Source organism: Pseudarthrobacter sp. L1SW, from assembly GCF_020809045.1.
In the GTDB taxonomy this organism is placed as follows: Bacteria; Actinomycetota; Actinomycetes; order Actinomycetales; family Micrococcaceae; genus Arthrobacter.
In genome coordinates this window covers 3,332,182-3,345,847 of sequence record NZ_CP078079.1, presented here as the reverse complement: position 1 = coordinate 3,345,847, position 13,666 = coordinate 3,332,182, and the positions used below count along the sequence as shown (strand labels likewise).

Sequence of the window (13,666 nt, the reverse complement as noted above, 5' to 3'; positions counted from 1 at the left end):
GGAACCCTGCCGGCGTGGGCCCGCGCGTTATGAAGCGTGAAAACGACACCCGCGGAGCAATCGATGGTTCCTAAAGCGCGGTGAACTTCACCAGCAGCGCGTGCTCGGGGTTCAGGTTGGGCATGGGCAGGCCCACCTCGGCGAAGAAGCGTCCGGTTGCCACCGCTCCGTCCGCCAGCCAGGCCGGCGGCTGCACCTGGGTGTACGTGTGGCCGTAATCGGCGTCGTCCGGGGTGGGGAAGATTGCTTCTGCGCTGTAGCTCCGGTCTGGGTCCAGCCCGGGGATGCCCAGCCGGCCCGGCACCTCGGCAGCGGAGGTGCGGGTGCTCACCAGGGCGAACAGGCCCGCCGTCGTGCCTTCGGCCGCAGGCGCCTCCGTGACGACGCCGTGCAGCAGCAGGGCGTCGCCGGCAACGTCCGCGTGGATGCGGCGGCCGCTGTGGATCAGTCCGCGGTGTTCCTTGAACAGGGCGATGAAGCGCTTGAGTTCTTCACGCTCAGCACCGGTGACCTGCCGGACATCCCATTCCATGCCGAAATGGCCGAACAGCGCGGAAATGGCGCGGAAGGAGAGATCGTGCGTGCGGGCGGTGGTGTGCGAGGTGGTGGGGCCGATGTGGCTGCCCACCAGTTCCGGCGGGACCACCGCGCCGGTCCAGCGCTGGATGGTCTGCCGCTCCAGCGCATCGTTGCAGTCGGAGCCCCAGATCCGGTCCGTCCGCTCCAGGATCCCCAGGTCCACGCGTGCCCCACCGGAGGAGCAGGATTCGATTTCGACGCCGGGATGTGCTTTGCGGAGCTCGTCGAACAGCCGGTAGGCGGCCAGGGTCTGCTCATGGACCGAGGAGCGGCCGGCATGGCCATGCTCGATGAGGTCCCGGTTCTGGTCCCACTTCAGGTAGCTGATGTTGTTTTCGCTGAGGAGCGCATCGATACGGCTGAAGATGTACTGCCACGCTTCGGGGTTCACCAGGTCGATTATGTGCTGGTTGCGCCATTCCAAGGGAAGGCGCCCGCCGTCCTTGTGGTGGACGGCTGACGGGCCAACAATCCAGTCCGGATGTGCCCGGGCAATGTCCGAATCCAGGTTGACCATTTCCGGCTCCACCCAGAGCCCGAACTCCATGCCGCGCGAGGTGACGGCCTCGATGAGCGGCGTCAGCCCCTTGGGCCACAGGCTTTCATCCACGTACCAGTCGCCGAGGCCGGCGTGGTCGTCGCGGCGGCCGCGGAACCAGCCGTCGTCGAGCACGAAGCGCTCCACGCCAAGATCGGCGGCGGACTCGGCCAGCTCAATCAGCGTGTCCAGGTTGTGGTCAAAGTAGACGGCCTCCCAGGTGTTGAGCACCACCGGGCGCGGCTTTCCGGCGGGTTGGCCCGTGGAAGCGGCGGGGAGCACGTGGTGCGGCCGGGACCGGAACCAGCTGTAGAAGGCTTCGGTGACCCCGTCCAGTCCCTTGTCAGAGTAGGCGGCGAACAGGGCGGGCGTTGTGTAGCTTCCGCCTGCCTGAAGGATGACCTCGGCAGGGCCCAGGAGCTCTGAACCGCCAATCATGGTTCGGCCATCACCGATGGTGTCGGCAAACTGCTCGTGGTTGCCGCTCCATGCCAGGTGCGTTGCCCAGACTTTGCCATGCCGGTTTCCAAAGCCGGCCGTGCCGGCGGCGAACAGCAGGGAGGAGTCGTGCCCGGTGCGGCCGTGCCGGCCGGTCCTGACCCACGTCCCCTGCTGGATGGCCCGGCGCTGCGGGTGGCGTTCGCGGCACCAGCGGCCGGTGAGGTCGAGGAGTTCGACGGCGTCAGGCGCCACCGGGAGGACGGTCGCCAGTTCGTCGAGCTGGTAAGGGGTGGTGCCGTCGTTGGTGACGGTGTGCCGCAGCTCCAGCAGGCCGCCGTCGTGCAGGGAGAGGGCGGATTCCACCGTGAGTCCGGCATCAGGATCCGACTGGACGATGGTGGCAGAACCGCCGGCGACGCTGGCCGTGACAACGCGGAGTCGGGGCGAGAAATCAAGTCCGGAGACGCCGTCGGCCGTCCTGGAACCGCGCAGGGCGGCCCTGCCGCGCCACGACGACGAAGCCTGGGGGAGGAGGCCCGCCGGAACGCGCGCGTCGATGGCGGAGTGGGGGACCGGGGCGGTGAGGATGGCCAGGTCCGGCAAGGTGGTGCCCAGGTCCGCACCCCAATGGATGACCTCGGCCTCTCCGCTGTCGAAGCTGATCACCAGGCTGGTGCCGGCGGAACGGAGGTGGAGGGGGTCCATAAGATCTCTTTCAGTGTTGATTCGTGCGTGTAGACCCGGAAGCGTGGGTCATCAGTCCAGTGGGTGTGGTGGATGCCGCCGCCGCGAGGAGGGGCGACGGCATCCAGCCGGGTGGTGGCTGCGACCATATACGCAGCCACGGATTCGGGGCCTACTTGAAGAGGGCGTTGACCTGTTCGTTGGCCTGGGTGAGGGAGCTCGCCGGCGCCTTGCCGGAAACCACGGCGTCCATGGCCGGCTCCATGATGCCCTTGACCTTGGCGGTGTTGTCCGTGATCGGGTACAGGAAGGTGGTCTTGTTCTTGACGTGCTCGGTGAAGGCGGTGACGTCCACGCCCTTGGCCTTGAAGGCTTCTTCGGCCTTCTCCGACGAGGCCTTCAAAGCCGGGAAGACGACCGCCTTGGAGGCGACGACGTCCTGGCAGTCAGCAGAGGCAAGGTACTCCACCCACTTGATGGACGCGTCCTTCTTCTTGGTGCCCGCCCAGATGGAATCAGCCAGGCCGTTGAACATGGAGGCGCGCTCGCCTTCGGGGCCAATAGGGGTGGGCGCGATGCCCACCTCGATGCCCTTGTAGCCGGTGTACTGCCCGATCATCCACGAGCCGTGGGCGTTGATGGCGGACTTGCCGGCAGCAAAGGTGTCGGCCATGGCCGCACCGACGGTGGTCTCCAGCTTGGGCATGTAGCCCTTGTCGGCCAGCCCGGCGAACCACTCCATGCTTGCCTGGAACTTGGGGTCGTCATAGTTGTAGTGGGTGCCCCACGGGTTCTTGTCCGTGTGGGACCAGCCGGTGGTGTTGGTGAGGTAGCTCCACTCGGTCTGGCCCGAGGAGTCGCCGCCGCCGTTCAGGCCCAGCCCGTAGACCTCCACGTTGTTCTTGTCGAAGCCGGGCTCGTCGCCGCGCTTGCCGCTCTTGTCCACGGTGAGGTGTGCGATGACCTTCTCGTAGCTGCCGCCGTCCTCCGGGTTCCAGGTGAGGTCCTTCATCTGGTCCTCGCTGACCCCGGCGCCGGCGAGCATGGCCTTGTTATAGAAGAGGCCGATGGTGTCCCAGTCCTTCGGCAGGCCGTAGCGCTTGCCGTCCTGGCCCACCCAGAGGTCGGCGAGGCCTTCGTTGTAGGCGGTCAGCTCGATGTTGTCCTTCTGCACGGCGTCGTCGATGGCCAGCAGCTGCTTGTTTTCTGCCAGTTCGCCGTAGCGTCCCAGGTGGTTGGTGAACACGTCCGGTGCGGTGCCGCCAACAAAGCCGTTGGTGAGGGTGCTCCAGTAGTCGTCCCAGCCGCGCTGGGTGATCTTGACCTTGATGTCCGGGTTGGCCTTGGTGAAGTCGTCGGCGCACTGCTGGTAGGCGGGGAGCTGGTTGGCGTCCCAGAGCCAGTAGCTGATCTCGCCCTTGGCTGATTCTGCCGAGGAGGAGGATCCGCTGCAGGCGGACAGGGAGAGTGCCACAGCTGCGGCAACGGCAACGGCGCCGAGGGATTTCTTCATGGTTCTACTTTCCTTTTGGGGATGGGAGGGGAGGCGGGGAATGGGGTTCTTATTTGATGCCGGAGAAGCCGATGGAGTTGACGATTTTCTTGCCGAAGGCGGCGAAGAGGATCAGGACGGGGAGGGCCGAAATGAGGGTCGCCGCCATCAGGCCGGACCAGTCCGGCGCGCCCTGCGGGGACTGCGACTTGAAGACGCCGAGGCCAACCTGCAGCACGCGGACGTCGTCCTGGGAACCGACCAGGAGCGGCCAGAAGTATTCGTTCCACTGGCCGATGAATGTAAGGAGCGCCAGTGTGGCAATCGGGGCGGCGGCGTTGGGAAGCACAATCTGGAAGAAAATGCGCAGGTGCTTGGCGCCGTCGAGCATGGCCGCCTCTTCCACCTCCCTGGACATGTTCAGGAAGAACTGGCGGAGGAAGAAGATGGCAAACGGCGTCATGAAGACGTACGGCAGGACCATTCCCAGCATGGTGTTGAGCAGGTCCAGGTTCTTGATCAGCAGGAAGTTGGGCAGGGCGGTGAAGATCGGCGGGACCAGCATGGTGCCAAGGAAGAGGCTGAAGACGGCGTTCCGGCCCTTCCAACGCAGCCGGGCAAAGGCATAGGCGGCCATCGCACTGAAGAACACTGCGCCTGCTGTGGTGATCGAGGAGAAGACGATGGAGTTGCGCAGGTAGAGCCAGAAGTCGATGGCTGCGCCGGAGCCGCCTTCCGCCACCGCCTCAGCCGGTGACTGCAGGCCGAAAACCCGTTTGAAGGCCCCGAAGGTGAATTCTGCCGGCAAGAGGCTGGTGGCGTTGGTGGCCAGGGCGTTGTTGGTGGACAGCGCCGTGCGCAGGACCCAGAGGAAAGGAAGGACTGAGACTGCGATGGCGAGGACCAGGAGGGCCCAGGCGCCTGCGCGGCGGACGTTGAAGGGCCGACGGCGGCGGGTTGCGGCTGGCAGCGGCGCACGGTTTGTGGTGGTAGTCATGGAGGACTCCTTAGTCCAGGTCCGACTCGTTGCCCTTGAGGAACTTCATCTGGATGAAGGCCACCAGGGCGAGGATGAGGAAGAGAATGACGGCGATGGCGGATCCGTAGCCGAAGTCCGACTCGGTGAAGGCCCGCTGGTAGATGTAGTACTGGATCACGCGGGTGGCGTTCACCGGCCCGCCGGCTGTGGTGACGGCAACGGTGTCGAATACCTGGAAGGAACCAACCACCGTGACAACCAGGACGAGGACCAGCACAGGCCGCAGCAGCGGAATGGTGATTTTGGCAAAGGTCTGGAACGGGGTCGCGCCGTCCAGCTTCGCCACCTCATACACGTGGCCGGGGATAGCCTGCAGGCCGGCAAAGATCAGCAGCGCGGTGTAACCCATGTGCCGCCATGTGTTGATCAGCGCCTGGGTGGGGATGGCCCATTCTTCACTGCCAAAGAAGGCCACGCGGGACAGCCCGGCCCACTCGATGAACTGGTTGACCACGCCGATCTGGTAATCGAGCATCCAGAACCACAGCAGTGCCGCTATGACGTTGGACATCAGGTACGGCAGCAGCAGGGCTCCACGGATGATGGTGGACTTGGCCACCTGGTGCATCAGGAGTGCCAGGCCCAGGGCGAGGGCCGTTTGGAGGACGATGTTCAGGAAAACGTACTGTCCGGTGACAGCCAGGGAGTTCCAGAAGAGGGGATCCTTGGCGATGGCGGTGTAATTCCCCATCCCCACCCATTCCGGGTCTCCGAGGATGTTGTATTCGGTGAAGCTGAGGTACACGCCGCGAATCGTCGGGACAACGTAGAAGACGATGAACCCGATCATCGCCGGAGCAATGAAGAGCAGGGCGATCTTCAGATCACCCAGCCGGCGGTATCCGCCGGATGGGCGTGGGCCGCCCGACGTGGATGGTGTTGGTCTCGCGTGCTTGGCAAGGGTGGTCATCGTCGACCCTTTCCTGACTGTGATGTGGATAACAACTCGAGAAGCAATCTACACGAGTAGATTAGCTGACGGCAAGAGCCAATTTTTTATTCTCCCGAATGGGTTTTAGTCCATTCACTGGGTTGTTGACTCGAGTAGAAAGCGATGAAACACTGGGAAGCCGCACGGAGAGCGCTTGCCGCGCCACTCCCAAGACTCCTTGAAAGGCAGACGATGACGTTTTCAATTGGCGTGGTGGGAGTGGGCCAGTTCGGCGCACAGTTCGCACACCTGTTCAACCTCCACCCGGGCGTCAGCAGCGTCTTCGCCGTCGACGACGTTCCCCGCCGCGCCGCCGAGGCCGTGGAGCGATACCGCTTGGCCAGCACGATGGCGACTTTCGAGGACCTCCTGGCCTCCGACGTCGACGCCGTGGCGGTCTTCACGCAGCGCTGGACCCATGGTCCGCTCGTGGAGCAGGCGCTCCGGGCGGGCAAGCACGTCTATTCGGCTGTTCCCATGGCCATTTCGGAAGAGGAAATAGCGCGGATCATCGAGGCCGTCCGGGAAACCGGCCTGGTGTACATGATGGGTGAGACCAGCTACTACAACCCGGCCACGGTGTACGCGCGGAACCAACATGCTGCCGGCAAGTTCGGCCGGATCTTCTATTCCGAAGGGGACTACGTCCACGACATGGATCTGGGCTTCTACGAGGCGTACCAGTACAGCGGCGGCGACCGCTGGAAGGAAACCGCCAGCTACCCGCCCATGCTGTACCCCACCCACGCTGTTGGCGGCGTGCTGGGAGCAGTCCCGGCGCACGCAGTCAGCGTCAGCTGTGTGGGCGTCAGGGATGACCGCAACGACGGTGTTTTTGACAAGGACGTCAGCATGTTCGGCAACGACTTCTCCAACGCCACCGCGCTGTTTGAGCTGAACGACGGCGGGGTAATGCGCACCAACGAGATGCGCCGGGTGGGCTACCCCTCCCACATCCGCGAGTCACGGTTCCGGTTCTTCGGAACGGAGGCCAGCTTCGAGCAGCTCGCCAAGGTGTCCGTCTGGCAGGACAAGCAGAACGTCCACGACATCTCCGAACAGATGGAGACGCGGCCCAGCATCCCCCTCGATGACCCCTCGCTGGCGAACGTTGCACCAGAACTGAGGGACGCCTTCGTCTCCGGCCTGGCCCCGGTCCATGATCCCGGGCGGCTTCCGGAGGAGTTCCTGGGCGCGCCCAACGGCCACGAGGGCAGCCACCATTTCCTGGTGGACGACTTCGTGACTGCGGTCAACAACGGCACCCTGCCTCCGGTGAACGCCTGGGTGGCCGCCCGCTTCACCCTTCCCGGGATCGTTGCCCACCAGTCCGCCCTCAACAACGGCGAACGGCTCCCCATCCGTGACTTTGGCGATGCGCCGGGTACGGGTACCTAATATGGACAGCATGACTACTCCGGCAGTACAGGCCGCGCGAGGCGGCCCCGTAACCCGCAAGGATGTTGCGCGCTATGCCGGCGTAAGCACCGCCGTCGTCAGCTACGTGGTCAACGGCGGACCCAAGAAAGTGGCCCCGGCCACCGAAGCGAAGGTCCAGGATGCCATCCGTGTCCTGGGCTACCGCCCCAACGCGGCGGCCCGCGCGCTCAAGCTGGGCTCCAGCGAGACACTCGGACTGGTTATCCCGGACAACAGCAACCCGTTCTTCTCGCAGTTCGCCCACGCTGTTGAGGACGCCGCCGCGGAGCGCGGCTACGCACTGGTGCTCAGCAATTCCGACGGGAACCTCGCCAAGGAGCGCCGAAACGTGCGCAACCTGGCTGCCCGCCAGGTGGACGGCGTCCTGCTGGCCAGCGTCCTTTTTGAACCGGACCTTGAGGTACTGGAAACGGCAGACATCCCGGCGGTCCTTCTGAACCAGGAGCGGGACGCCCCGGGGTTCAACAGTATTGGCGTGGACCTGGCCGAGGGGGCGCGGATGGCCGTGGAACACCTCATCGGCCATGGCCATACCAACATCGGGCTGGCCATGGGCACCAACGTATCCGGCAGCCTCGATGGCCGCGAGGTGGGCTGGCGCCAGGCTTTGCAGGCTGCCGGTCTGCCGGAGGGGCCCATCGTCTACAGCGGATTCACGTGGCCCGGGGGCTACCTCGCGGGCCAGCGCCTGATTGCCTCGGTGAACCGGCCGACTGCCATCTTTGCCACCTCGGACACACAGGCAGTGGGCCTGTTGCGGGCGGTGCATGAGGCGGGCTTGGATGTTCCAGGTGAGATAGCCGTAGTGTCCTTCGACGGTTCCATCGAAGCCGAGTACTCGTGGCCGCCGCTCACCACCGTGGAGCAGCCCGTAGCCGCCATGGCCGAAGCGGCGGTTGCCGCTCTGGTGGGGGCAACCCGCGGGGAGACGCCACGGCACCGGATTTTCCCCACGAAACTCCAGATCAGGCAGTCCTGCGGCTGCCCTTGGACGCCATCCGAGGGTGGTTCCCCGGGACACGTAAATCCTTAAATGGCCTGGGCCATCACCTCCGCCGGCAGCGGAAGTGATGGCCCAGTTGTTTCAGGAAGCCATGCTTTGACGCTGGGGCTATTCCTTGACGGGGATCGACTGGGACTTGAGGGAATCGATGGTCTTCTTTTCGCCGTTCTTGAGCGCATCCAGAAGGGTGCCGTTGCCTCCTACGGCCTTGCCGAAACCATCAGAGACGTCGGTGTAGGTCTGGGTCATGGTGGGGCCCCAGGTGAAGTTGGGATCGACGTTTGATGATGCCTCGGCGAAAACTTCGTAGATCTTCTGGCCGCCGAAGTAGTCCACGCCGCCGGTGAACGCAGCGAGGTCCTTGGCCGACTTCGCAGCCGGGTAGAGCCCGCCGAGTTCATTGGCCAGTGCCAGGGCTTCAGGATCCGTGTTCAACCACAGAGCGAATTTTGATGCCTCGTAGGGGTGCTTGGTGCCCTTCAGGACTGCGGTGGAGGAACCGCCCCAGTTGCCGGCGGGCTTTCCACCGTCTTCCCACTGAGGCATCGGGGCGACAGCCCACTTGCCGGCGGTATCTGGGGCACCGCTGGCCAGCGTTGAGGCGCCCCAGACCGCGGAGACCCAGGTCCACTGCTGACCGGTATTGAACGAGGCATTCCACTCATCGGAGAAGGACGGCAGCGTGGATACCTGGTTCTTGTCCAGCAGGTCCTGCCAGTAGTTCGCCACCTTCTCGGATTCGGCGCCGGTCAGGTTGACCTCCCACTGGTCGTTGGCGCTTGAAAACCACTGCCCGCCTGCCTGCCATACGTTGCCGGCGAACCAGTTGACATCGCTGCGGGGGAAATTGGTGATGTACGAACCGCGGACTCTAATCTGCTCGGCAGCCGCGGCGTATTCGTCCCAGGTGGTGGGAACCTTGATGCCTGCCTCCTTGAAGAGATCCGCCCGGTAGAACATCGCCATCGGTCCGCTGTCCTGCGGGATGGCATAGACGGAGCCTTCCTCGCCGAAGGTGACCTGGCCCCACGTCCAGTCAACGAACTTGTCCCGGGCGTCGGACACTCCTTCGCAGGCGGCGATGTTCTCAAGGCCGTCCTGGACGCGGAAGTTGGGCAGGGCGTCGTATTCGATCTGGCCTAGGTCCGGGGCGTTGCCCGCCTGCAGTTGGTTGAAGAAGTTCTGGTACGTGCCGGAGTTGCCGTTGGGGCCGGTCTGTACCTTGACCTGGATATTTTCGTTTTCCTTGTTCCACAGATCCACCACCTTTTCCATGCCGGGGACCCAGGTGGTAAAGGTCAGCTCGACCGGACCGGATGAGGGTTCGCAGGATCCGGCGGCCTTGGTTTCCGTGGTGCCTCCGCCGCCTGAGCAGCCGGCGAGGGCCAGCGCTGAAACAATGGCAAAGGCGGCAGTGGCTTTTCCGTAATGCGCGCGCATTTCTATTCCTATCAATGGGGGTGTACCGGGTCAGTGGGGGTGTACCGGGCGGGAGCCGCGGGACGCGTTGGGTGGGAAGGGGAGCGGGCTATTTGACGCTTCCGGCGCCAAGTCCGCTGCTCCAGAAGCGCTGAAGCGCAAGGAACGTTCCGATAAGCGGGAGGATTGAGACAAGTGCGCCGACGATCACCAGGACGCGGAGCTCGGGAATCTGGCTGATTTGGCTGTTCCATGCGTAGAGGCCGAGCGTGACCGGAAATAGGACCTGGTCGCGGAGCATAATCAGGGGCAGGAAGAAGTTGTTCCAGATTGCGACGAACTGGAACAGGAAGATGGTCACCAGCGCCGGGGCCATGAGGCGCGTTGAGACCGTGAAGAACGTCCTGGCTTCGGAGGACCCGTCGAGCCGCGCAGCTTCCAGGAGCTCGGTGGGGACGCTGGCCGCGGCATAGATGCGGGCAAGGTACACGCCGAAGGGGCTGACCAGGCTCGGAAGGAAGACGGCCCACAGGGTGTTGGTCAGCTTCACTTCGCTGAAGATCAGGAACAGCGGGAGCGCCAGGGCTGTCGCCGGGACCAGGACCCCGCTGAGCACGATGTTGAAGAGGGCTTCCCGGCCACGGAACTCGTATTTGGCCAGGGCATAGCCGCACATGGCCGCGATGACGGTGCCCAGGAGGGCGCCTACCCCCGCGTAAAGGGCGCTGTTGGCGAGCCAGCGCCCGAAAACCCCGTCACTGTAAGTGAAGAGATCCCCGAGGTTGTCCATGAATGTGGGAAAAGAATCCATAGTGAACCACAGCGGTGCGGTGCTGGTGATCTCTCCACCCGTCTTGGACGAAGACACCAGCAGCCACCAGATTGGGGTCAGGAAGTAGAGCGTGAAGACGCCCATGATGAGCATCGCTGCTCCGCGGGACATGACGCTGTGACGGGGCCCGCGGGCATTCGCCGCATGGGGTGCGGACGTGTTTTCTGCTGCCCTGGCCGTTGCTGTACTCACTGGGAAACCTTCCGCTGGGTTGCCTTGAGGAAGACGAAGGAAAGAACGAATGTTGCCAGCGCCAGTACCACCGAGAATGCCGCGGCCAGGTTGTAGTTCGGGACCGATGCTGTTGTGTACACAGCGAGGTTTGGTGTGAAGGTGCTGCTGATGGCCGAGCTGAAGCTGCGCAGCGTCTGGGGCTCGGCGAGCAGTTGGAGCGTGCCGATGATGGAGAACACTCCGGTGAGGATGATGGCCGGGACCACCAGCGGGATTTTGATCCGCCAGGCGATCTGGAGGTTGCTGGCACCGTCCAGGCGGGCCGCCTCATAGATCTCCGTGGGGATGGCCAGCAGGGACGAGTAAATGATCAGCATGTTGTAGCCCACGTAGACCCAGGTCACGATGTTCGCGACCGCCCACAGCACCAGCTCTGCCGACAGGAAATTCACCTGCGAGGTGATGGCGTCGAAGGGGGAGAGCGAGGGGGAGTACAGGAATCCCCACATGATGGCGGCGATGACGCCGGGAACCGCATAGGGGGCGAAGAACGCGAGCCGGAAGAATTTCTTGCCCTTGAGAAGAGGTGAATCGAGCAGCAGGGCGAAGAGGAGGGCAAGGCCAAGCATGATGGGCACCTGGACTACTCCAAACAAGAGCACCCGCCCCACCGATTCCCAGAATTCGCTGTTCTGGAAAACCTGTTGGTACTGCACAAACCCCCCAAAGACCTGTTGCGGCCGGCCGAACGTGCCCTTACGCTCCACCGTCAGCAGGGACTGCACCACCGCAAAAATGATGGGCACGGCATAAAAAGCAAGAAAAAGGACGCCGAACGGCGCAACGAACAGGAAGACCGCACGCCGCTGGGCGCCGCTGGTTTTGGGTTTCCGGGTCTTCGGCGCCCCCAGGGCCGATGCCGGAGCGGTGCTTTGTCTAGTCACTTTCATCATCCTTTTGGCCGGCACTGAGGCCAGCGGTTTGGGGTACAGCATTGGACGTTCGGACGACGCGGACGGCGCCCGCGGGAACAACGACGGCGTGGGACACGTCCTCGCCCACAATCAGTTCATGGCCGTGGGCGGTGTACTTGTGGTCCTCTTCGGAGTGGTTGATAAGGAAGACATAGCTGTTGTCTCCACCGGAGCGGACGACGACTTCCAGGCCTGCAGGCGAGGCAAGGATGGCGATCCCCGCCTCACCTGCCGCCCTGGTTACGACGTCGCGCAGCGAGGAAGGGTCAAGGACCGTGCCGATGTACCAGGCATTGCCGGCGCCATGGCGGTTGCGAGTGACGGCGGCGGTGCCGGCGAGGTGCCCTTCGGTGAAGGACACCATCGCCTCGGCTCCTTCGAGGCGGGTTGCCTCACTCCAGAGTGAGGCAACTGAACCGTTGTCCAGGGCCAGGGTCTTTCCGGGTGGCAGGGGGTAGAACTCCTCGGAACGGATACCCAGCAGGTCCCGGAACGCGCCCGGGTAACCTCCGGTGAACACTGTCTCGTTCTCGTCCACGATGCCGCTGAAATACGTTACGACGGCGGTGCCCCCCTTCCTGACGTAATCGGCCAGGACTGCGGACTCACTTTCCCGGACGAGATAAAGGCCGGGGACGACGGCCAGCTTGTAGCCGGCCAGGTCGGCGCCCGGGGCCACGACGTCCACCGTGATACCCGCGTCCCAGAGTGCCTTGTACATGGCGTGAACCTGGTCGAGGTACCGCACATCCGAGGAGGGGTGTGACTCCTGGTCGTAGGCCCACCAAGCCTCCCAGCTGAAGACCAGGGCGGCCTCTGCCTTCACCGAAGTTCCGGCTACCTCGGCAAGTTTTCCGAGGATGCCGCCAAGTTCCAGGACTTCGCGCCAGATCCGGGAGTCTGTTCCTGCGTGGGGCAGCATCGCCGAATGGAATTTTTCACTGCCCTGGACGGATGCACGCCACTGGAAGAAGCAGAGCCCATCCGCTCCCCGCGCCAGGTGGGCCAGCGAGTTGCGAAGCATCTCACCGGGTTCCTTGGCGATATTGCGGGGCTGCCAGTTCACTGCCGACGTGGAATGCTCCATCAGCAGCCAAGGCCGGCCCTGGGCGAGTCCGCGGGTCGCATCGGCAGCAAAGGCGAGTTCTGTGCCGGGAGCATCAAGCCGGTGGTCCAGGTAGTGGTCATTGGCGATGACATCCATCTGCGGTGCCCAGGACCAGTAATCCAGGTTGCGGATATGGGCTGTGACCATGAAGTTGGTGGTGACCGGAACGCTGCTGTGCTGCCGGAGGACTTCAGCTTCCGCCAGGTAGTACCCGAGCAGTTCATCGGAGCTGAAGCGATGGAAGTCGAGAACCTGCGTGGGGTTGTTCGTGGAGACGGTGGTCCTTGGGGGAAGGATCTGCTCCCAGCCCGAGTAGCGCTGGGACCAGAAGGTGGTGCCCCACGCCCTGTTGAGCGCTTCCAGGGTGCCGTACCGTGCCTTGAGCCAGACACGGAAGGCCGCCGCGGACACGTCGCAATAGCAGAGCGCGTTATGGCAGCCAAGCTCGTTGGAGACATGCCACAAGCGGACGGCAGGGTGGGAGCCGTAGCGGCGGACGATCTCGCCTACGAGCCTGAGTGCGTGTTCCCTGTACCGCGGCGAACTGGGGCACCAGGCCTGGCGCCCGCCCGGCCAGGCGCGGGTCCCGGACGCCGACTGGGGCAGGATCTCCGGGTGCAGGGTAGTGAGCCAGGCGGGTGTGGACGAGGTGCCCGTTCCCAGGTTGACCCCGATGTTGTTTGCTTGGAGGAGCTCCAGGACCTCGTCCAGGCGTTCGAACGAGTATTCCCCTGGGGAAGAAGGTTCCAGTTCCGCCCAGCCGAAGATATTGACGGCTACCAGGTTTACCCCGGCCTGCTTCATGAGCCGGACGTCCTCCTGCCAGATGGCGCTGTCCCACTGTTCCGGGTTGTAGTCGCAGCCGTAGACAAGCTTTCCGTTGCCGGACAGTGCCCTAACCGGCGTTGTAGTGGGACTCAACCCTGCTCCTTTGACGTGCAGCAGACGCGCAAGCCCGGGGAGTCCCGCGGATTGGACGCTGTTGTCAGACTTTCTGTGAACGTTCCCAGAA

Annotated in this window: 10 protein-coding genes; 2 read left to right on the top strand and 8 right to left on the bottom strand. The window is 64.0% G+C overall.

Translation table 11 applies throughout. The annotated features are described in order from the left end of the window. Nucleotides 1-70: 70 nt before the first annotated feature. From KTR40_RS15525 to KTR40_RS15510, 4 genes are all read right to left on the bottom strand, one after another. Nucleotides 71-2,263: an alpha-galactosidase gene (locus tag KTR40_RS15525; RefSeq protein WP_228404309.1), complete on the bottom strand. Its 2,193-nt coding sequence runs from the start codon at nt 2,261-2,263 to the stop codon at nt 71-73. 151 nt (nt 2,264-2,414) lie between these two features. Next, entirely contained in the window at nt 2,415-3,755 is a 1,341-nt protein-coding gene (locus tag KTR40_RS15520; protein WP_139030346.1) for a sugar ABC transporter substrate-binding protein, read from the bottom strand. A gap of 49 nt (nt 3,756-3,804) precedes the next feature. Then, nucleotides 3,805-4,731, bottom strand: coding sequence for a carbohydrate ABC transporter permease (locus KTR40_RS15515; protein WP_228404308.1), 927 nt, complete (start codon nt 4,729-4,731; stop codon nt 3,805-3,807). Between the two features lie 10 nt (nt 4,732-4,741). After that, complete coding sequence (locus KTR40_RS15510) at nt 4,742-5,683, bottom strand: carbohydrate ABC transporter permease (protein ID WP_228404307.1); 942 nt, start codon at nt 5,681-5,683, stop codon at nt 4,742-4,744. A 213-nt stretch (nt 5,684-5,896) separates the two neighbouring features. Between KTR40_RS15510 and KTR40_RS15505 the strand changes: the two genes are divergently transcribed. Both KTR40_RS15505 and KTR40_RS15500 read left to right on the top strand, forming a co-directional pair. Further along, complete coding sequence (locus KTR40_RS15505; RefSeq protein WP_139030343.1) at nt 5,897-7,102, top strand: Gfo/Idh/MocA family protein; 1,206 nt, start codon at nt 5,897-5,899, stop codon at nt 7,100-7,102. Nucleotides 7,103-7,112: 10 nt separating this feature from the next. Then, entirely contained in the window at nt 7,113-8,177 is a 1,065-nt protein-coding gene (locus KTR40_RS15500; RefSeq protein WP_139030342.1) for a LacI family DNA-binding transcriptional regulator, read from the top strand. Between the two features lie 78 nt (nt 8,178-8,255). Here the strand turns inward: KTR40_RS15500 and KTR40_RS15495 are convergent, their stop codons facing one another. From KTR40_RS15495 to KTR40_RS15480, 4 genes are all read right to left on the bottom strand, one after another. Further along, nucleotides 8,256-9,587, bottom strand: a complete 1,332-nt coding sequence (locus tag KTR40_RS15495) for an ABC transporter substrate-binding protein (protein WP_228404306.1) — start codon at nt 9,585-9,587, stop codon at nt 8,256-8,258. Between the two features lie 88 nt (nt 9,588-9,675). Beyond that, nucleotides 9,676-10,509 (bottom strand): carbohydrate ABC transporter permease, encoded by an 834-nt coding sequence (locus KTR40_RS15490; protein WP_139030386.1) that lies wholly within the window; start codon nt 10,507-10,509, stop codon nt 9,676-9,678. 77 nt (nt 10,510-10,586) lie between these two features. Beyond that, nucleotides 10,587-11,522 (bottom strand): carbohydrate ABC transporter permease, encoded by a 936-nt coding sequence (locus tag KTR40_RS15485; RefSeq protein WP_228404305.1) that lies wholly within the window; start codon nt 11,520-11,522, stop codon nt 10,587-10,589. Beyond that, nucleotides 11,509-13,575: a beta-galactosidase gene (locus KTR40_RS15480; protein ID WP_228404304.1), complete on the bottom strand. Its 2,067-nt coding sequence runs from the start codon at nt 13,573-13,575 to the stop codon at nt 11,509-11,511. Before KTR40_RS15480 ends, KTR40_RS15485 begins: the two co-directional genes overlap by 14 nt. Nucleotides 13,576-13,666 lie beyond the last annotated feature (91 nt).

Excerpts from the sequence above, each read along its gene's own strand:
- KTR40_RS15525 (WP_228404309.1), bottom strand. The coding sequence starts at position 2,263 with ATGGACCCCCTCCACCTCCGTTCCGCCGGCACCAGCCTGGTGATCAGC.
- KTR40_RS15520 (WP_139030346.1), bottom strand. The coding sequence starts at position 3,755 with ATGAAGAAATCCCTCGGCGCCGTTGCCGTTGCCGCAGCTGTGGCACTC.
- KTR40_RS15515 (WP_228404308.1), bottom strand. The coding sequence starts at position 4,731 with ATGACTACCACCACAAACCGTGCGCCGCTGCCAGCCGCAACCCGCCGC.
- KTR40_RS15510 (WP_228404307.1), bottom strand. The coding sequence starts at position 5,683 with ATGACCACCCTTGCCAAGCACGCGAGACCAACACCATCCACGTCGGGC.
- KTR40_RS15505 (WP_139030343.1), top strand. The coding sequence starts at position 5,897 with ATGACGTTTTCAATTGGCGTGGTGGGAGTGGGCCAGTTCGGCGCACAG.
- KTR40_RS15500 (WP_139030342.1), top strand. The coding sequence starts at position 7,113 with ATGACTACTCCGGCAGTACAGGCCGCGCGAGGCGGCCCCGTAACCCGC.
- KTR40_RS15495 (WP_228404306.1), bottom strand. The coding sequence starts at position 9,587 with ATGCGCGCGCATTACGGAAAAGCCACTGCCGCCTTTGCCATTGTTTCA.
- KTR40_RS15490 (WP_139030386.1), bottom strand. The coding sequence starts at position 10,509 with ATGTCCCGCGGAGCAGCGATGCTCATCATGGGCGTCTTCACGCTCTAC.
- KTR40_RS15485 (WP_228404305.1), bottom strand. The coding sequence starts at position 11,522 with ATGAAAGTGACTAGACAAAGCACCGCTCCGGCATCGGCCCTGGGGGCG.